Source organism: Aggregatibacter actinomycetemcomitans (genome assembly GCF_023518055.1).
GTDB lineage: Bacteria > Pseudomonadota > Gammaproteobacteria > Enterobacterales > Pasteurellaceae > Aggregatibacter > Aggregatibacter actinomycetemcomitans.
The window spans coordinates 1,395,624-1,416,198 of sequence record NZ_CP085096.1 but is presented as its reverse complement, the minus strand read 5'-3'; the positions used below and the strand labels follow the sequence as shown (position 1 = coordinate 1,416,198).

13 protein-coding genes and 3 pseudogenes are annotated in these 20,575 nt (G+C 41.8%); 12 read left to right on the top strand and 4 right to left on the bottom strand.

All coding sequences use genetic code 11. The annotated features are described in order from the left end of the window. Nucleotides 1–339 precede the first annotated feature (339 nt). From LIN98_RS07070 to truB, 5 genes and pseudogenes are all read left to right on the top strand, one after another. Nucleotides 340–2,796, top strand: coding sequence for a site-specific DNA-methyltransferase (locus tag LIN98_RS07070; protein WP_233443956.1), 2,457 nt, complete (start codon nucleotides 340–342; stop codon nucleotides 2,794–2,796). Then, nucleotides 2,783–3,835, top strand: a pseudogene (locus LIN98_RS07065) (DEAD/DEAH box helicase family protein); the annotation flags it as partial. The gene LIN98_RS07070 and the pseudogene LIN98_RS07065, both read left to right, overlap by 14 nt. Further along, nucleotides 3,828–6,240: pseudogene (locus tag LIN98_RS07060) on the top strand (SNF2-related protein). The pseudogenes LIN98_RS07065 and LIN98_RS07060, both read left to right, overlap by 8 nt. An 87-nt stretch (nucleotides 6,241–6,327) precedes the next feature. Further along, the gene (rbfA, locus tag LIN98_RS07055; RefSeq protein ID WP_005567153.1) at nucleotides 6,328–6,714 is read left to right on the top strand and encodes a 30S ribosome-binding factor RbfA; all 387 of its coding nucleotides are present in this window, start codon (nucleotides 6,328–6,330) and stop codon (nucleotides 6,712–6,714) included. Beyond that, a complete protein-coding gene (gene truB, locus LIN98_RS07050; protein ID WP_249856097.1) occupies nucleotides 6,714–7,631 on the top strand; it encodes a tRNA pseudouridine(55) synthase TruB in 918 nt (305 codons plus the stop codon). Before rbfA ends, truB begins: the two co-directional genes overlap by 1 nt. Before the next feature lie 286 nt (nucleotides 7,632–7,917). Here truB and LIN98_RS07045 read toward each other — a convergent pair whose 3' ends face one another. The 3 genes from LIN98_RS07045 to sfsA form a co-directional block, all read right to left on the bottom strand. Beyond that, on the bottom strand, nucleotides 7,918–8,529 hold the full coding sequence (locus LIN98_RS07045) for a histidine phosphatase family protein (RefSeq protein ID WP_005567156.1): 612 nt from the start codon (nucleotides 8,527–8,529) through the stop codon (nucleotides 7,918–7,920). A 126-nt stretch (nucleotides 8,530–8,655) separates the two neighbouring features. After that, nucleotides 8,656–9,843: a tyrosine--tRNA ligase gene (tyrS, locus tag LIN98_RS07040; protein WP_148322020.1), complete on the bottom strand. Its 1,188-nt coding sequence runs from the start codon at nucleotides 9,841–9,843 to the stop codon at nucleotides 8,656–8,658. Nucleotides 9,844–10,090: 247 nt separating this feature from the next. Next, nucleotides 10,091–10,816, bottom strand: coding sequence for a DNA/RNA nuclease SfsA (gene sfsA / locus LIN98_RS07035; protein ID WP_148326201.1), 726 nt, complete (start codon nucleotides 10,814–10,816; stop codon nucleotides 10,091–10,093). Between the two features lie 292 nt (nucleotides 10,817–11,108). On the opposite strand from sfsA, the gene pntA reads away from it, so the two are divergent. Both pntA and pntB read left to right on the top strand, forming a co-directional pair. Then, on the top strand, nucleotides 11,109–12,644 hold the full coding sequence (pntA, locus tag LIN98_RS07030; protein ID WP_032997444.1) for a Re/Si-specific NAD(P)(+) transhydrogenase subunit alpha: 1,536 nt from the start codon (nucleotides 11,109–11,111) through the stop codon (nucleotides 12,642–12,644). 10 nt (nucleotides 12,645–12,654) lie between these two features. Continuing rightward, complete coding sequence (gene pntB / locus LIN98_RS07025; protein WP_005592768.1) at nucleotides 12,655–14,079, top strand: Re/Si-specific NAD(P)(+) transhydrogenase subunit beta; 1,425 nt, start codon at nucleotides 12,655–12,657, stop codon at nucleotides 14,077–14,079. A gap of 383 nt (nucleotides 14,080–14,462) precedes the next feature. On the opposite strand, the gene LIN98_RS07020 is transcribed toward pntB, so the two are convergent. Then, a complete protein-coding gene (locus tag LIN98_RS07020; protein ID WP_005567169.1) occupies nucleotides 14,463–14,624 on the bottom strand; it encodes a hypothetical protein in 162 nt (53 codons plus the stop codon). Between the two features lie 467 nt (nucleotides 14,625–15,091). On the opposite strand from LIN98_RS07020, the gene LIN98_RS07015 reads away from it, so the two are divergent. The 5 genes and pseudogenes from LIN98_RS07015 (at nucleotide 15,092) to LIN98_RS06995 (ending at nucleotide 20,570) form a co-directional block, all read left to right on the top strand. Next, nucleotides 15,092–15,940: a Fic family protein gene (locus tag LIN98_RS07015; protein ID WP_005567170.1), complete on the top strand. Its 849-nt coding sequence runs from the start codon at nucleotides 15,092–15,094 to the stop codon at nucleotides 15,938–15,940. Between the two features lie 541 nt (nucleotides 15,941–16,481). Further along, nucleotides 16,482–17,561 carry a selenide, water dikinase SelD gene (gene selD / locus LIN98_RS07010; RefSeq protein WP_014167752.1) on the top strand — a complete coding sequence of 360 codons (1,080 nt, stop codon included), beginning with the start codon at nucleotides 16,482–16,484 and terminating at the stop codon, nucleotides 17,559–17,561. A gap of 238 nt (nucleotides 17,562–17,799) precedes the next feature. Next, nucleotides 17,800–18,856, top strand: a pseudogene (locus LIN98_RS07005) (ABC transporter ATP-binding protein). Continuing rightward, entirely contained in the window at nucleotides 18,853–19,722 is an 870-nt protein-coding gene (locus tag LIN98_RS07000; RefSeq protein WP_005567173.1) for an ABC transporter permease, read from the top strand. Before LIN98_RS07005 ends, LIN98_RS07000 begins: the two are co-directional and overlap by 4 nt. Further along, nucleotides 19,719–20,570 (top strand): ABC transporter permease, encoded by an 852-nt coding sequence (locus LIN98_RS06995; RefSeq protein ID WP_050846361.1) that lies wholly within the window; start codon nucleotides 19,719–19,721, stop codon nucleotides 20,568–20,570. Before LIN98_RS07000 ends, LIN98_RS06995 begins: the two co-directional genes overlap by 4 nt. The last annotated feature ends 5 nt before the right edge of the window (nucleotides 20,571–20,575 follow it).

The window sequence follows — 20,575 nt, the reverse complement described above, 5'->3', positions numbered from 1 at the left end:
ATTTTAAAAGGAAAAAAATATGCCTCACCTCACCTCACCTCACCTCACCTTGCACAACTTATATCTAAACTCAAGGAAATTTTTCAAATTAATCAACCGGAGCTGGATTTCGGTATTTATCGCATTTTAAATTCCCGCGCTGCGGAAATTGCCACCTTTCTTGAAACCACACTTCCTCAAAAAATTCAAACTGCATTGGCGAGCAATGCCGAGCAAGAAACGGCAGTTTATAACCATCTTTTCACTTTCTTTTCCCGCTATTACGACAACGGCGATTTTATCAGCCAACGCCGTTATAAAAACGACACTTACGCGATTCCTTATTCGGGCGAAGAAGTGATGTTGCATTGGGCAAATAAAGATCAGTATTACACCAAGTCTGGCGAAAATTTCAGTAATTATGCCTTTGAATTGAACGGCAAAAAGGTGCATTTCCGTCTTGTAGAAGCCGATGTTGCCAAAGATAACCGCAAAGATAATGAAAAAGATCGTTTTTTTGTGCTTGCCGAGCCGAAAATTCAAACTTTAGTTGATGAAGACGGTGAAGAAATCCAAACGGATATTTTACCGATTGAGGAAAAAGGCGATGAACTTATTATTCGCTTTGAATATAAAGCCATGCCAAAAGGCAAAAAACAGGCAGATTATATCGATCAAGCGGTGGAAAAATTAAAAAACTTTGCATTTCAAGATGAGGCTTATCTTGAACTCTTTTCGCTTATGCCAACAGAAAAAGAGAAAGAACGCACCTTATTGAAAAAGTATTTGCAGGATTACACCGCAAAAAATACGGCTGATTATTTTATTCATAAAAACTTGGGTAAATTTCTAAATCAAGAACTGGATTTTTATATTAAAAATGAAGTGATGAATTTAGATAATATTCAAGCGGAAACCGCTTTTTCTGAAATTGAACAAAATTTACAGCAAATTAAAATTTTAAAAACCGTTGCCCAAGAAATTATTGCGTTTTTGGCACAATTAGAAGATTTCCAAAAGAAATTATGGCTGAAAAAGAAATTTGTGGCAGGCACGCATTATTTAATTACGCTTGATCATTTATCTGATGAATTGATTGAAACCGCGTTAGCGAATCCTGCACAGCTAGAACAATGGCAAGCTTTGTTTAACGTGAATGCAAGCGGTTTAAATGCGGAAAAACTTTGCGAAAATTACCCGTACTTGGTGGTGGATACGTCGCTTTTTGAGCCAAGTTTTCAGGCAGATATATTAAAAAACATTGAAGATCTAGATGAACAAACTAATGGCTTATTAATTCATTCCGATAATTTCCAAGCATTAAATTTATTGCAGGCAAGATATAAAGAACAGGTGAAATGTATTTATATTGATCCGCCGTATAATACAGAAAAAGATAGAATTGATGGAAAATTTGTCTATAAAGATGGCTATCCTCATTCTACATGGGCATCTTTTTTATATAATTTATCAAAAGCCTCCAAGAGCATTTTGAATAAAGATGCAATTTTTTTATCAAGTATTGATGATAATGAGATTATCAATCTGAAAAATATTTTAGATTATACTCTAGGTAAAGATAACTTTATTGATATTTTTTCTTGGCAAAAGACAACCACACCACCTAATTTATCTAAACAAACAAAACAATCTTGCGAATACATTTTAGCTTATCAAAGTGAGAATAGAATATCTCTTACTGGTATTAGAAAAAACAGTAAGAGTTCAAATGGTTTAATGAATCAGACAAACAATATAGGGGTTCTTACATTTCCTTCAGATATTATTACTACAAAATTACCAGATGGGATTTATAAGGCTGGTATGTACGGCACATCAAGTTATAAAATTGAATTATTAGAAGATACCGAAGTTAAAAATAATAAGTTTATTAAACCTATTGTGTTAAAAGGAAAATTTAAATGGAGCCAAAAATATTTGGATGATTCAATCAAGAGTGGAGTAAAGGTTATTATTCAAACCAAAGCATTTTCCCCATCTTATGAAAAAGAAGAATATGAGCCAGAGAAGCCTTGGAATATCATTAATTTAAATTTTAATGTTGGCACTAATGAAAATGCTAGTGCAGAATTAGATCATATGTTTTATCAGAATTTTTCTGATAAGCGTTATCCCAAACCAGTTTCTTTAATGAAATATATTTTGAATTTTAATTTAAATGTAGAAAGTCTTATTCTTGACTACTTCGCAGGTAGCGGCACAATCGCCCACGCTGTAATTAACCTCAACCTTGAAGATAACGGCAATCGCAAATATATCCTTGTGGAACAAGGGGAGTATTTCGATACGGTGTTAAAACCTCGCGTACAAAAAGTGATTTTTAGCGAAAAATGGAAAGAGGGGAAGCCAGAAGCGGGAGAAAATGGTTTGAATGGCGTATCGCAAATTGTGAAAGTGTTGAAGTTGGAAAGCTATGAAGATACCTTGAACAATCTTGAATTACGCAAGCCAACTTATACCTTTGATTTTGATGAACAGGTGCGAAATGACTACTTGTTGCACTATATGCTTGATGTGGAAAGTCGCGGTTCGTTGTTTTCGACGGAGCATTTTGCCAAACCGTTCGATTACGAATTAAATATTGCCACCAGCTCGGCAGGGGCGTATCAGCCACAAAAAATTGATTTAGTGGAAACCTTTAACTATTTGATTGGGTTGCGGGTGAATACGGTAGATGATCGCCGTGAGCGTGGCATGGTGTCGGTGGAGGGTACGCTTCCAAGCGGTGAAAAAACCTTAATTATTTGGCGAGATGTGGAACGCATGGATTATGAGGCGTTAATCCATGAAAGATGAACGCTTGGAAGTACAGTTGAATCCGCAAGCCTTGCCGTTTTTTGATTGGGATAAAATCTATCTTGAATTGCAGCAATACAAAATGGAACGCACTTGGTCGAATTTACGCGTGAGCAAACAAGGCTTACGAAAATTTGTGACGGAAAATCATGACTGGTATCGCCTTTATGCTCCAGCTTCTAGCATGGAAATTCACCGTTTTTCTGATGTGGAAAAACAGCAGGAAATTTTAATTGAGCTGCTGAAAAACTATACGGAAATGTTCTATCAACGGCTTAAAGCTGCCTATGAAAATCAATTCTTTGAGATGACTTATGTAACGGAAGAAAATGGTTCGTTGTTAGAGAAATATCAGTTTGAATTGCGGGAAGATCATGCGGTGTATAACCGAGATAAAGCGGTCGAAAAATTGGAAACATTGGCAAAATTGATTCGGAATCGTGAATTGGAAAAAGCGATGCAATATCCGATGCCGTTAAGCGGATTAGAGATGATTTGCTTTAAATCGCACTTGTTCGCCCCATTGCTGCATTTGGAAACGGATTTACCTGTGAAGCTTTCCCCGCTGCCAATCAAAGCGGAAAGTGAGCAGCGTTTTGTGGCAGATTTAATGGCAGCGGAAGCATCGGGCAAATTGTCAGCATGGTTGGGTGGCAAATCGCTTTATTTAATGCGAAATGCAGATCGCAAAGAAAAAGGCTTAGGCTTTGCCTTGGCAGGGAATTTCTACCCTGATTTTTTGCTTTGGGTGGTGGATCATCAATCGGGCAAACAATGGCTTAATTTCGTCGATCCAAAAGGCATTCGAAATATGAGCGAAAATGACCCGAAATTCGGGCTTTATCAGGAAGTGAAAACGCTGCAAATAAAAATTGGCGATCCGAATTTAGTGCTGAATAGCTTTATCTTGTCGATTACCGATTTAGCCGATTGGACGAATATGACAAAAACTGAAAAAGAACTTGCCGAGCAACATATTCTCTTTATGAATAGTGAAGCCTATTTAGCACAAATGTTTGGGAGAATGAACAATGAGTAGTATTGGTATTACTGCTTACCACGCTCGCTATTTTGCCAATGAAATTAGCTGTCGTCGCACTGATGACAACCGCTTATCGCAATCGCTTTTTGATGCGAAAGTCGATCTCAACCCGCATCAGATTGATGCGGCATTATTCGCCTTGAAAAATCCGCTACAAGAGGGTGTATTACTTGCCGATGAAGTGGGCTTGGGTAAAACCATTGAAGCAGGCTTGGTGTTGTGTCAAATGTGGGCGGAGCGTAAGCGAAAACTGCTGATCGTTTGCCCTGCGATTTTACGCAAGCAATGGGCAAATGAGCTGGCGGAGAAATTTAACTTGCCAACGTTGGTGGTCGATAAAGCAGTGGTAATGGCGGAAATGCGGCAAAAGAGCGGTTCAAAATTGCTGAATTTTTGCAAAAACCACCTTGAGCAGCAAGTAATGATTGTTTCGCACCAATATGCCACAAAAGAGATGGCGACGTTCAAGCAATTTGATTGGGATTTAGTGGTGATTGATGAAGCCCATAAAATGCGAAACGCCTACAAAACCGATAATAAAATGGGTAAAGCAATGCGCCAGGCATTTGGCGGTAAGCGAAAATTGTTGCTGACGGCAACGCCACTGCAAAATTCATTGATGGAGCTTTATGGCTTATCGACATTATTAGACGAGCATTTATTTGGGGATAAAAAATTCTTTCAAAAAGAGTTTGTGCGAAAAGGGAATTTAAGCGAACTGAAAAGCCGTATGGCGAAATTCATTAAACGCACGTTACGAAAAAATGTGCTGGAATATGTGCGTTATACCGAGCAGAAAACCATCACGCAAGAATTTATGCCAAGCGATGCCGAACAACAACTTTATGAGGCGATTTCTGATTTTCTGCATAAAGAGACGATTTACGCTTTGCCGAAACAGCACAAACATTTAACGGCATTGATTTTACGCAAATTATTGGCTTCCAGCCCGAAGGCAGTACTTGGCACGTTGCGTGCGATTTTAGACCGCTTGTTATCGTTGAAAAATACAGGCGTGCTTTCTTCTGAACTTGCCGTCGTTGATGAATTGTTAGCCGATGAAGGCTTAAGCGATGCGGATTTAGAAGCTGATGAGGAAACGCCAGAAACTGAAGGTACGTTAAACCTGAATGTTTTTTTAGACAAAGAGATTCGTGAAATTGAAGGCTTTATTCGCTTAGCAGAAAGTTTAGTCGGCGATAGTAAACTCAATTCATTATTAAAAGCCTTGCAAACAGGCTTTGGCGAAATAGCAAAACTGGGGGCGACACAAAAGGCGATTATTTTTACGGAATCGGTTCGTACACAACATTATTTGTATGATTTCTTGCTTCAAAATGGCTACGCCGATCAGGTGGTGATATTTAGTGGGACAAATAATGATGCTCAATCGACCCAAATTTACCATGATTGGTTAGCATGCAATGCTGGTACGGAAAAAGTCACGGGATCGGTCGATGTGGATAGTGGAGCGTTTTGATCAGGCGGTTTTAGATCGTCTAAAAGTGATGGCGCGTGAGCGTTTGAGTGCGATGGAACAATGGTTCTGGGGTGTGACGCAATTTGCCTTGGCAGAGAAAGCGGTGTTTAACCATTCGGATTGGTATTTCTTATTGAAAGATTCGCCGGTGGGAGGTGTGTCGATAGGGCGTTATTTGTTACCGAAGAAAACACGATCTCAACAGATTGAAGGGCTGGAATATCGTTTAAATCAGCCTTTAGGGCAATATTGTGTTAATGAGGCATTAAATACCCAAACGCCAAATGCAACATTAGTATTTGACTACACACATTATCCTGAAAAAATCAGTTTATTGGAACAATATAAAGGGCAATCGGGCTGGTTAAAATTGGATAAAATTTGCGTAACATCACCTGTGGAAAAACAAGATGTGTTGGTGTTTAGCGTTTGCGATCAACAAGGGAATGCGATTAGCGATGAAGAATTTACGCAAAAGCTCTTTTCATTACCCGCACAAGTGCGAACGTTAGCAGAAAATCAACCGCTTGGTTTTGATGCTTTGATTTATCAACAGATTGAGCAAGCTAAACAGCAGATTCAGTTAGAAAATAATGTTTTGTTGAAAACGGAAATGTTGCGTATTCAAACTTGGGCAGAAGATCAAATGCAGGCTGCGGAAGATTTAATTAGCGAAATTAAAGAAGATATTCGGGCAAAAGAACGTGAAGCGGTCACGGAAAATGACTTGGCACGTCAGATTGATTTGCAAGAATCAGTTTCAAAATTACGCAAACAACTTCGTAAAGCACGCAACGAGATTGATGATGTGCAAGATGAAATTCAAGAAGAGGAATCTAGATTACTTAAGGCATTGAAGGCAAAAGTACAGCAAACCATGGATAATCAATCGGTGTTTTTGATTCAGTGGAAAATCCTTTAGTATTTCACCGCACTTTTATGCTTTTTCCGTGCTAATTGAAGGGAATTTAAGTAGAATAGAGCGCCTTTAATAAGAAGGATAATGATAATGGCTCGAGAATTCAAACGTAGCGACCGTGTCGCACAAGAAATCCAAAAAGAAATCGCGGTGATTTTACAACGCGAAGTGAAAGATCCCCGAATCGGCATGGTGACGGTGTCCGATGTGGACGTTTCCAGTGATTTGGCGTATGCCAAAGTGTTCGTCACGTTCTTGTTTGATCATGATGAACAAGCGATCGCACAAGGCATGAAAGGCTTGGAAAAAGCCGCGCCTTATATTCGCACGCTACTTGGTAAAGCCATGCGCTTGCGGATCGTGCCGGAAATTCGTTTTATTTACGATCAATACTTAGTGGAAGGTATGCGTATGTCGAATTTAGTCACTAATGTGGTGCGCGAAGATCAGAAAAAACACCATGAGGACAATGAATAATGTCCAAACCGCGTAAACGTGGGCGTGATATTCACGGCGTATTTTTGCTGGATAAACCGCAAGGAATGTCTTCCAACGACATCATGCAAAAAGTGAAACGCATTTTTCAGGCGAACAAAGCCGGGCATACGGGCGCATTGGATCCGTTAGCCACGGGAATGTTGCCTATCTGCTTGGGCGAAGCTACCAAGTTTTCCCAGTTTTTGTTGGACGCCGATAAACGTTATTTGGTGACGGCAAAGTTGGGCGAGCGCACCGATACCTCCGATGCGGAAGGGCAGGTGGTGGAAACCCGCCCGATTAACGTAAAAACACCTGAAATTTTGACCACACTTGAGGCTTTTCGTGGCGATATTTTGCAAGTACCGACCATGTTTTCCGCCTTGAAGCATAACGGCAAGCCCCTTTATGAATATGCCCGTGCCGGTATTACGGTGGAACGGGAAGCGCGCCCCATTACGATCTTTGAATTGAACTTTATTGCATACCACGCGCCGTATTTAACCCTCGAAGTGCACTGTTCCAAAGGCACTTACATTCGTACCTTGGTGGATGATTTAGGCGAAGTCCTTGGCTGTGGCGCGCACGTCACCATGCTACGTCGCACGGCAGTGGCGGATTACCCGACGGAAAAAATGATGAGTTGGGACGACTTACAAGCCTTGGCGGAACAACAAGATTTAGCGGTGTTGGATGCACTTTTGTTACCGATGGATACCGCCGTAGCGAAACTCTCGGCGTTAATCTTGGATGAAAGCCAAACCCAAGGTATCGGATTCGGTCAACGCATAAAATTCAATAACCCGTCAAAACGACAAGGTCAAGTGCGGTTATTTTCCCATGAGAATCGCTTTCTCGGCGTTGCGGTGATTGATGAGAATAATGTGATTCGACCACAGCGATTGGTGGTGTATTGATGAAAAAAGTGCGGTGGATTTTTACCGCACTTTTTGTGTTATCAATATTGAATTGCTGCTGAATAGCTAATCTGCAGTTCTAATTCCCTTTCACTTGTAAGCCAATTTTCCAATCTGCAAAAAAGCGAGAAGTCATCATTTTCGCCGTCATTCAGGACAATTTCCGCCACATAACGATCAAATAACATTTCCACATTTTGCAGATTTTCAATATTGTAATAGCATTTGCCGTCAAATGTTCCATGAGCTCTGTTTGTTCCGTTGCGCCGCTTCTCCCGTTATCAAACTATAGATTTATATTCTGCTTGAATGTAGCATTTTGGAAAATCTCTACAGAAAAACACCCATTTTTTTGATGAAATAATTTTACAAACTCATTCTTTTTCAAATAGTTTTTTATTTCATGTTGGATAAAACCGTGGCTGACAATACAGCAATCTTGTTTTAGTAAGGTTGGCATTAATTTCTTAACGCGCTTTTTTTCTTCACCAATATTTTTTTGTGTTTTGTTTAGTCCCAGTAGCCATAAGATTCTGGAAAGAATAAACCATGAATTAAGCGTTAGTTTTATTTTAGGCATATTTGTTATTTTAAGATCAAACTCTTTTAGATCCTCCAATGTAATTAATTCATTACTTGGGAATAAAGCGTTTGCTGTTTTTTGTGCTCTTATCATAGGAGAAACAAATATTTTGGGAATTGTTAACATCTCTTGATATGCAGTACTTTGTTTGAAGGAATTTATTTCATCTAATGCCAAGCGTTCGGTTTCGTTATATTCGACCAAACGATTTTGAGCAACAGTGGCGTTACATTTACTTCCATCAACTAACGGTGTTACATGTCTGATAAGAACGATTTTAGGCATACTATTTAAAAATGTAGTTAAAAAACGCATGGCGTTTTGAGCGTTGGTTTTGCCAACGACCCCTATGGGGTGAGTAAATCAGCTATGCTGATTTACGAATAAAAATAACCGCACTTTATGGCGGGCATGAAAGTGCGGTCGTTTCTTGTGATGTTTTTATTTCACCGTTACCTTGGCGAACTTGCGTTTGCCCACTTGGTAAACGGCGGTGGAGGTGGTGATGATCAGCTTAGCGTCGTCCACTTTTTCGCCGTCAATTTTCACGCCGCCTTGTTGTACCATGCGGTTGGCTTCGGAGGTGGAGGCGACTAAGCCGGCGTCTTTTAACAAGTTGGCAAGTCCGATTTCACCTTCAAAGGTGAATTCCGGCATGTCATCCGGCATGGCGCCTTTTTGGAAGCGGTTGATAAATTCTTGTTCCGCCGCGTCGGCATCGGCTTCGCTGTGGAAGCGGGCGATGATTTCTTTTGCCAGCAGAATTTTCACATCACGTGGGTTTTTACCGTTCGCCACGTCCTCTTTCAGTTGGATGATTTCCGTTAACGGGCGGAAGGAAAGCAGGTTATACCAATCCCACATTAGATCATCGGAAATGGACATGATTTTACCGAACATTTCGCTCGGTGCGTCCGTTACGCCGATGTAATTGCCAAGGGATTTGGACATTTTTTTCTCGCCGTCCAAGCCCACCAACAGCGGCAGGGTAATTGCCACTTGTGGTTTTTGACCGGCGGATTTTTGTAACTCACGACCCACCAATAAATTGAATCTTTGGTCGGTCCCGCCAAGTTCAACGTCGGCTTCTAAGGCAACGGAATCCTGCCCTTGCAGAAGCGGATAAATGAATTCGTGAATAGCGATCGGTTGGTTATTTGAAAAGCGTTTTTTGAAATCATCACGTTCCAGCATACGGGCAACGGTGTAATTGCTTGCCAGGCGAATCATGCCTTCGGTGCCGAGTTTACCAAGCCAGTCGGAGTTAAACACGATGCGGGTTTTTTGCGGATCAAGAATTTTGAAGATCTGCTGTTTGTAGGTTTCTGCGTTGCGCAACACGTCTTCGCGGCTGAGTGGCGGGCGGGTGGTGTTTTTACCGGACGGGTCGCCCACCATGCCGGTGAAGTCGCCGATGAGGAAGATCACTTCATGACCGAAATTTTGGAATTGACGTAATTTTTTCAGTACGACCGTGTGACCTAAATGAATGTCCGGTGCGGTTGGGTCTGCACCGAGTTTCACGCGCAGTGGGCGATTTTCTTTAAGTTTTTCAATTAAATCCTGTTCGGAAAGAATTTCATCTACACCGCGCTTTAGTTCTGCGAGAACGGTATTCATATCAGTCATGTTACTTCCTAATGTTATTCAATTACAGAAAGGCTACATTATAGAGATTATTCGACAAATTTGAATTTTTTTTACCCCGGGGCGGCAAATTTCAGGCAAAAAAAACGCCTCTTTTGTGGGGGAGGAGGCGCTAAATGTTGGAGTGATTATCTATTTTATTGTTTGAATGATCTAAATGATAATTGTTCTCAAGTATGAAGTCAAGCGCCTTAATGAAAATAATTATCAAATAAATGGCGATTCAAACTTAACCCGCTTTAAACGGTGCCACTTTAGTTAAATTAAGTGCGGTGGGAATGCCTTGTGTTTTTTCAAACTCAGCGGCATAAGCATAGGCTTCCACACCTTCTTTCAGCGCCTGATGAAGTAATTCGTCATATCTGGCATCAATGTGTTTGGCGATTTGGAAATGATTAAAACCATCATGTAGCCCACAGAAGAAAATCACTGCACGATGTCCTTGTTTTTTCATGCTGATCAATTCACGTAAATGTTTTTGACCGCGCGTGGTCACCGCGTCGGGAAACATACCGAGTTTTTTGTCGTTATCTACATAAGTGATGGATTTCACTTCTACATAGCAATCAGGCAGATCTTTGCCTTTCAGTAAGAAATCAATACGACTGTTCTCTTCGCCGTATTTCACTTCGGGGTAGATTTTGTCATACATGGCAAGTTCAATAATTTGCTTTTTTTGTAATGCATCAAAGGTGAGTTGATTGGATCGATGGGTATTGATACAAACTAAGTGGCCGTTTGCCAATTGGGTCAGTTCCCAGGAGCTCGGGTATTTGCGCGTGGCGCTGTCGGAGGTGGAATACCACAGGGTGTCGCCTTGCGAACCGCAACCGATCATGGCACCGGTATTAGCGCAGTGCAAGGTAGTGATGTCACCGCTCGGTAGTTGTACATCCGCGAGAAAACGTTTGTAACGACGAATTAAGGTTGCGGATTGGAGAGATGGTAATTGCATAGTGTTGACCTTTGAACAATAAAGTGCGGTTGATTTTTTAAGTGTTTTTAGCACACCAAAGTTAAATAGTGGAAAACGATTAGTGCGCTAAAATAGCAAAGTTAGTAGTGAATTTCTAATTTTTTTGCATAAATGAAGTATTGTAATAGGGATTACATATCAAAGAAAAAGCTGAAAAAATTTTTTTACTTTTTCCTCATCAATGATAGAGTTAGTTACAGTTTGGCTGTTTTAGAATAGTCACTTGGGGGGTAATTTTACCCGGATTATTAATCAATCAAAGGGAATCATTATGTTAATTGGTGTACCTAGAGAACTACTTGATAATGAAAGTCGCGTGGCGGCAACGCCGAAGACGGTTCAGCAAATTTTGAAGCTTGGCTTTGAGGTGATTGTTGAACATGATGCGGGTTTTAAAGCAAGCTTTGAGGATCAGGCATTTGCGGCAGCCGGCGCGAAAATCGGCGATACTGCGCAGGTTTGGAACGCGGACATAATTTTTAAAGTTAACGCGCCGACCGACGATGAAATTACCTTAATGAAGGAAGGTGCGACTTTGGTCAGCTTTATTTGGCCTGCGCAAAATCCGCCATTAATGGAAAAACTCTCCGCGAAAAAGATCAATGTGTTGGCCATGGATGCCGTGCCGCGTATTTCACGGGCACAAGCGCTTGATGCGTTAAGCTCCATGGCGAATATTGCGGGTTACCGTGCGGTAGTGGAAGCCGCTCATGAATTCGGCAGCTTCTTCACCGGACAAATTACTGCTGCAGGTAAAGTACCGCCAGCGAAAGTGTTGGTGATTGGTGCGGGCGTTGCGGGTCTTGCGGCGATTGGTGCGGCAAACAGCCTCGGCGCCATTGTGCGTGCTTTTGACTCCCGTCCGGAAGTGAAAGAACAGGTTGAAAGTATGGGTGCCAGCTTCCTTGAAATTGATTTCAAAGAAGAAGGCGGCAGCGGCGACGGTTATGCGAAAGTGATGTCCGATGAGTTCAATCGTCGCGCGTTAGAACTTTACGCCGAACAAGCGAAAGAAGTGGATATTATTATTACCACCGCGTTAATTCCGGGCAAACCGGCGCCACGCTTGATCACCAAAGAAATGGTGGCATCCATGAAACCGGGTAGCGTAATCGTGGATTTGGCAGCAGCCACCGGCGGTAACTGTGAACTCAGCAAAGCAGGCGAAGTGGTGGTTACCGACAACCAAGTGAAAATCATCGGTTACACTGATTTGCCAAGCCGTTTACCAACCCAATCTTCACAGCTTTACGGCACCAACCTTGTTAATTTATTGAAATTACTTTGTAAAAACAAAGACGGTCAAATTGACATCAATTTTGATGATGTAGTATTGCGTGGCGTGACTGTGATTCGTGACGGTGAAATTACTTGGCCGGCACCACCGATTCAGGTTTCCGCTCAGCCGCAGCAAGCAAAAGCGGCAACAAGTGCGGTCAAAAAAGAAGATGAAAAACCGGTAGATCCGCGTAAGAAATACGGCATTATGGCAGGAGTCGGTATTCTTTTTCTGTGGCTCACATCTGTTGCACCGGCCGCGTTTTTATCACATTTAACCGTTTTCGTATTGGCTTGTGTCGTGGGTTATTATGTGGTCTGGAACGTCAGCCATGCGTTACATACGCCGTTAATGGCAGTCACCAACGCCATTTCGGGGATTATTATTGTGGGAGCGTTATTGCAAATTTCACAAGGTAATCTTTTTATCAGCATGTTGGCGTTTATTGCGATTTTAGTGGCAAGCATCAACATTTTCGGTGGCTTCCGTGTCACCCAACGTATGCTTTCTATGTTTAGAAAAGGCTAAGGAGAAAACGATGTCAGAAGGTTTAGTACAAGCTGCATATATTGTGGCAGCGTTGCTCTTTATCATGAGCTTAGCCGGTCTTTCCAAACATGAAACCGCCAAAGCAGGTTGCTGGTACGGTATTATCGGCATGGGCATTGCGCTCATCGCTACCATTTTCGGACCAAAATCCGAAGGCACCTTGTGGATCATTATCGCGATGGTAATCGGCGGTGTTATCGGTATTCAACGTGCATTAAAAGTGGAAATGACCGAAATGCCGGAATTGGTTGCGATCTTACACAGCTTCGTCGGTTTGGCCGCTGTATTGGTTGGCTATAACAGCTACGGTTTGCATGATATCCCAACCATGCCGAATGGCTTAAACGATGTAGAACAAGCTAAATTTTTGGCTGAGCAAGCCGCCCTTACGAGCGTTCATAATGTGGAAGTGTTCCTAGGTATCTTCATCGGTGCGGTAACCTTCACCGGTTCTGTAGTGGCATTCGGCAAATTAAGTGGAAAAATCAATTCCAAAGCCTTAATGTTGCCGCATCGCCATAAATTAAATTTAGCGGCGCTTGTGGTTTCCGCTTTATTGATGGCGGCGTTTCTGAACAATCCGGACAACATCTTTCCGTTGTTAGTCATGACCGTTATTGCCCTTGCTTTCGGCTGGCACTTGGTGGCATCCATTGGCGGTGCGGATATGCCGGTGGTGGTTTCCATGTTGAACTCCTATTCCGGTTGGGCGGCTGCAGCGGCAGGTTTCATGCTGAGCAATGACCTGTTGATCGTCACCGGTGCACTCGTGGGTTCTTCCGGTGCGATCCTTTCCTACATCATGTGTAAAGCCATGAACCGCTCCTTCATCAGCGTTATTGCCGGCGGTTTTGGGAATGACGTACAGGTTTCTTCCGATACGGAACAAGGTGAACACCGTGAAACCAGCGCAGAAGAAGTGGCGGAATTATTGAAAAATTCCGGCTCTGTGATTATCACTCCGGGATACGGCATGGCAGTTGCACAAGCCCAATATCCGGTAGCGGAAATTACGCAAAAATTACGTGAACGTGGTATCAACGTGCGTTTCGGTATCCACCCGGTTGCCGGACGTTTGCCTGGCCACATGAACGTATTATTGGCGGAAGCGAAAGTGCCTTACGATATCGTATTGGAAATGGATGAAATCAACGATGATTTCGCCGATACCGATACTGTCTTAGTTATTGGCGCCAATGACACCGTCAACCCGGCGGCAATGGACGATCCACACAGCCCAATCGCCGGCATGCCGGTGTTAGAAGTCTGGAAAGCCGCTAACGTAGTAGTATTCAAACGTTCCATGAATACCGGTTACGCGGGCGTACAAAATCCTCTCTTCTTCAAAGAAAACACGCAAATGCTGTTTGGTGATGCCAAAGAGCGTGTGGATGACATTTTAAAAGCGTTGTAATTTTTTACATTGTAATATGAAGATAAAAAGTGCGGTGATTTTTCACCGCACTTTTTTATTCGGCTATGAAAATAAAATTTTGCGATCACCATTCCAAATCCGGCTTATACAGTATAGTTTTCATGTTTTTTATGTGTATATTTATCCAGTGAATAATTGGAGTGAATAAATATGGATAATATTCAACTTTTTGAACAAAAACAGGTGCGCTCCATTGGGACGAAGAACAGGAACAATGGTATTTTTCGATTGTAGATGTGGTTGGCATCTTAACAGACAGCCCAACCCCGAAGAAATATTGGAGCGTCTTGAAAACCCGTAATAAACTAACGGACTATTGGAAAGAATCGGATATTGAAAAAACGCCTAAAGAATTTGCCTTGTTAACCAATAATCTTTTTCAGGTTGGCTAAGACCTCATCATTGGATTTTACTTTAATTTCGCCATTGTCAATTTTAGTGAAAAATACAACTTCTTCTGAAAGTGTCACTTTTTGCGGCAAATAGCCTTCCTTACGATAGGTTTCTTGTGTTGTTATGCTCATAGTTATTTTCTTTTTAAAATTTAGTCGTCATCATCATACTGAAAAACGACAGTAATGGCAATCAACACATAAAAACATATCTATACTAAAAAATAAATTTGTGTAACAACTTTATGCGAAATAAAATCAGAGATTAATCAAATCACTAATAAAATTTTACCGCGCTAAGAGAACAAGTATGAGTAAACTAACAAAGGTCATTAATCAGACAATCCGGGTTATTTATGGGAACGATTGCAAAAACAGCTATGCCACAGCTAAACAAAAGAAGAGGTGACGGTTGCCAAATAACGTACAACTATCATGAGCTCTGTTATGTTTATAAAGCAGCCAAAAAATATGTGTTATTAAACGATATTAATCTAGAAGAGTACTTTAATGAGTACCCGCCCAAGGTTTAACAGAGAAAGGGATTTTATAAATAAATGCATAAAAACATAATTATGTTTTAGTATGATGGAGTAAATATGAATATCTTAGACGAACTAAAGAAAGTATTGGATTCAAAGCGTCCGCTTGACCTCATTACAGCAAAATCCTTACAAGATGATTTTATGCTACGTTATAACCAAGCTTCCAATGCTATTGAAGGTAATCAGCTCACCTTAATGGAAACCCGGGTATTATTGGAAAGCGGGATTACGGCCAAGGGGAAACCGTTTAGAGATCACCTGGATATAATCAACCACCGGGAGGCTATTAATTACCTATTGGATATAGTCAAAATACAGGAATCTTTATCAGAACGACATATCAAAAAATTTAATGCATTATTACTGAAAGGTTCTGAAAAAGAAATCTATGCTGGAAAATACCGCACTGTACCGGTAGCCATTCAGGGTGCTGAGCATATTCCACCACAGCCTTATTTATTACAAAGTGCGATGGAAAATCTGATTATAAAAAATCAACAGGCAAAAGATAACGGACAACCAGATATAGACCGAATTGCCGAATTACACGCAGATTTTGTAAAAATTCATCCGTTTGTTGATGGCAACGGACGCACCGGTAGATTAATTATGAATCTCGAACTGATGAGCGTAGGATACAGTATCGCCATTATTGAGCCGACAGACAGGGAAGCTTATTACAACGCATTAGCGAAAGCCGATAATGGGAATTACCAGGCTATCACCAGATTAGTAAAAGAAACGGTGCAACGTTCAATAGAACGTGAATTACAGATAGTTTATCCACAGTGGCAAAAGGATTATCCTAAACTTGCCTACCAGCTAGCTAAACAAAAGGAGGTTAGCGAAAAAAAGCATGAACTTACTCTTGTTAAAGAGCAGGAAAAATTATATAAAATTTGAATCATAGTCTATTGTAATGGTATCAGTTTAAATTTTTACAAGAATTGTATTTTTATTAATTCCTGAGCCGCCACGTAACTTTTCTCACGCGGGAATAATCGGAATATTTTACATATTGGTATAGTTGAGATTAATTTCTCTTACATGTAGGGTGCTTTTTTCGATGTAATTGGTTCCGTAGATAAACCTAAAGAGGAACATTAATGTCTTCCACTAGATACAGCAAATCGAAGAAGTGAAAATGAAATATAATTCATATCTATCTGATGGGGAAATAGAAGGTGAAGAGATTCAGTATGTAGAAAAGAGGTGCTTAGCTCTAATGTCTTATTTTCATTGAGTATATTTTAAATTCCAAAAGCGGATTGGTTTCTATAATCATATTTTTAATGTATTCTAAAAATCACTTCCTAAACAGCTTTTTTAGAAAATCACCTAGTAGATACCCTTTTTTGTTTTGCGAAGAAATTGCTTTCAACTAATGAATCCTTAGTGCGAGAGGGCTATAATCATGTGGTTCATTGATAAAAAAGGAGCGAAAATGACAAATCAAGCTGTGCACGGTGTGCAAGACGAAATCACTGTGGATAATATTCGATTGACGCAATACAGCCATGGAGCAGGGTGTGGTTGTAAAATCTCGCCTAAGGTATTAGAGAGTATTCTGCATTCAAAAATGGAAAAATTTGTTGACCCGAATTTATTGGTGGGTAACGAAACCAAAGATGATGCGGCAGTATATGATATTGGTAACGGTATCGGGATCATCAGCACAACAGATTTTTTCATGCCAATTGTCGATGATCCTTTCGATTTTGGGCGTATTGCGGCAACTAACGCAATTAGTGACATTTTCGCTATGGGTGGTAAGCCGATAATGGCGATTGCGGTGTTAGGATTTCCGATTACTAAATTACCCGCCGAGGTTGCCCAACGCATTGTTGACGGCGGTCGTTTCGCTTGTCAGGAAGCGGGCATTGCCCTAGCCGGCGGACATTCCATTGATTCGCCTGAACCGATTTTCGGCTTGGCGGTGACCGGCATTATTGATACGGAAAAAGTCAAACGAAACGCCTCCGCAGAAGCCGGTTGCAACCTGTATTTAACCAAACCTCTGGGCATCGGCGTTTTAACTACGGCGGAAAAACAGGGCAAATTAAAACCGGAACACAAAGGGTTGGCAACTAAATGGATGTGCCAAATGAATCTGGTGGGAAGCCAATTTTCGAATATTGACGGCGTGACCGCCATGACCGACGTAACCGGTTTCGGTTTGTTAGGGCATTTAACGGAAATTTGCGAAGGTTCCGATCTGAATGCCGAAGTGGATTTCGCCAACATTAAAACCTTAGACGGCGTGTACGATTACATCGCGCAAGGTTGCATCCCGGGCGGTACCAATCGTAACTTCGACAGCTACGGACACAAAATTGCCCCGATTACCGATCTGCAAAAAGCCGTATTGTGTGACCCGCAAACCTCCGGCGGTTTGCTCATTGCCGTTAAACCGGAAGCGGAAAGCGAGGTCTTTGCCGTTGCACAGAAAGCCGGTGTGGCGCTTTATCCTGTCGGCAGATTAATTGAAAGACAGGGAATGCCAGAATTTATTGTAGTGAAATAACCCTCATCGTTTAACTTTTCGCACTTAAAGTGCGGTCAATTTTCTTGGTGTTTTTCAAGTAGAAACGTTGAAAAAAACGACCGCACTTTTTGATCTTTTCAATCTCTCATGCCGTCTCTCCATAATGTGATCCCTATCACGATTCCAAGATTCTTCTGCCTATTTAATTGACAACTCAATTCCTGCCAGCATTTAATACATAAGTAAATTCAATAAGCCAAGCTGGAAGGATGTAAAAATGGCAAAACTGGAAGTAAAAAATATCACGAAAAAATTCGGTGATTTTTATGCGGCGAATAACATTACGTTTACTGCAGAAGAAGGGGAGTTCGTCACCTTACTTGGTCCGAGCGGTTGTGGCAAGACCTGATTGGGGGTTTCATATTGCCGATGAAGGGGAGATTCTCATCGGCGGCAAAAATGTCAATGAGGTGCCGCCGGAAAAACGCAATACCGCCATGTGTTTCCAATCTTATGCACTCTTTCCCCACCTCAACGTCTCCCATAATATCTGCTACGGTTTAAAGCAACGTAAAATTGATATTGAAGAACAAAAACAACGGCTGAATTTGGCGTTAAAACAAATGGATTTGGATTTTCATAAATTGAAATTGCCAAGCGAATTGTCCGGTGGTCAGCAGCAGCGGGTCGCCTTGGCGCGCGCAATGGTCACCCGCCCGGATGTGATTTTGTTTGACGAGCCGTTATCCAATCTGGATGCCAAATTACGCGAAAGCGTGCGTTTTGAAATTAAGCAACTTTCCAAACAATACCATCTCACCAGTATTTATGTGACTCATGATCAGGCGGAAGCCTTGACTATGTCCGATAAAATCATCGTGTTAAATAAAGGCGCCATTGAGCAAATCGGTTCGCCGCAGGAAATTTATCATCAGCCGAAAAATCGTTTTGTCGCCGATTTCATCGGTATTGCCAACATTGCCGAGGCGCGGGTCGAATCCATCGATGAAAATCTGTATTCCGCCAAATCGATTTTCGGCGATTTCACGGTCTTTTCTGCAAAACCGCCTGAATCCGAACACATTTATATTTGTTTCCGTCCGGAAGATATTGAATTGTTGCCGGATACGCATAAGCAGGCAGAAAATCAGATTACCATAGATATTACAAACACCGCATTTATGGGCAATATCACAGAAGTGCAGGGCATGGTGCAACGGGACGGCGAAGAGAAAAAATTACGTTTGCAATTAACGAAATGCCCGAATTTGAGCGATACGCTGACGTTTACGGTTCCTCGTAATGCCATTAAATTCTTGGAGTCGGTAAAATGAAAAATCTCAAAAATGATTTAAAAGCCTGGCTGCTGCTATGCAGTGGTTTGGGAACGATCCTGTTTTTAATGGGGTCCACGTTCTATATTGTCGTGTCGCAGAGCCTTGGTTTATACAGCATGGCGGGCGAGGAAAGCCGATTTAGTCTGGAATATTGGCAAACCGTGTTGAATAGCCCGGTGTTTCAAAAGTCCTATCTTTATTCCGTGAAAGTGTCATTGCTGGGGGCGATTTTCTCTATTATCGTGGCTTACCCCATTGCCATGTGGCTGCGTAAAAAACTGCCGGCAAAAGTCACTATTATCACCATCTTACGTGCACCGATGCTGGTGCCGGGATTGGTCGCCGCCTTCCTGTTTGTCAACATGATTTCCTATCACGGCATTTTAAATGAAGTCTTTGTTTATTTAGGCATCTGGGATGAGCCGAAAACCCTGCAAAACGACGAATTCGGCTGGGGCGTGGTGATTTTGCAAATGTGGAAAAATATTCCTTTTGCCTTAATCTTAATCGGCGGCGCGGTAAATTCGTTAAAAACCGATTTACTGGATGCAGCGGCAAATTTAGGTTCGACACCATGGCAACGGTTTCATTATGTGATTTTCCCGCTGACACTCGGTGCCGTGCAGGTTTCCTTTATTTTGATTTTCATCGGCGCGCTGGGCGATTTTGCCTTTTACAGTATTGCCGGTCCGCGTAGCACCTATTCTTTGGCGCGTTTAATGCAAATGTCCGCTTATGAATTTGAAGAATGGAACCAAAGTGCGGTGATGGCGTTAACGATCATGCTGACTTCCGCCTTTTTCACGATTCTGGTGTCGTTGCTGATTAAGCCATTGGCGGTGAAATGGGGAGAAGTCAAATGAATAGCAGCGCACAAATCACGACAAAAAACAGTCGATTAATCGCCCGCATTTCCCTCATCTTTTTTATCCTCGCGAATTTTATCTGGCTGTTTCTGCCGTTTTTGATGGCGGGCTTATGGTCGTTGGTGGATCCGTCAAAGCCTTGGAGCTATCCCGACATTTTCCCGCAATCATTGTCTTTTGAACGTTGGAAAATCGTGTGGGAAACCACCTCGTTATCGGAGGCAATGTTCAATAGTTATACTATTGCGCCGACGGTTTCGTTGATTACCATTTTGCTCTCATTGCCCACCGCCTATGCCTTCGGGCGCATGGAATTTCGCGGAAAAAAACTGGCTGAGTTGTTGACGTTAATTCCATTGGTGATTCCGGGCATGATCATCGCGTTGTTCTTCAGCCGTATGTTATTGGATTTGAACATTAATAATCCGTTTATCGGGATTGTTATCGGGCACGTCGTATTAACGCTGCCTTACGCCATTCGGATTTTATCGGCGGGATTTTCTTCCGTGCCGCAGGATTTAATTGAAGCGAGTCGCGACCTTGGCGCGTCTAAATTGACCGTGTTTAAGGACGTTTATCTGCCGATGCTCAAACCCAGTTTTCTGGCGTCCATTATTTTTTGTTTAGTGAAAAGTATTGAAGAATTTGCCATTTCATTTGTGATCGGTTCCCCGGATTTCATCACCGTGCCGACCATTTTATATTCTTTCCTAGGCTATTCCTTCATTCGCCCGAATGCCGCCGTGGTATCCATTATTCTCTTGGTGCCGAACATTATTTTAATGATGATTATCGAAAAACTGCTCAAAGGTAATTATCTCTCTCAGTCCACAGGAAAAGCATAATTTTA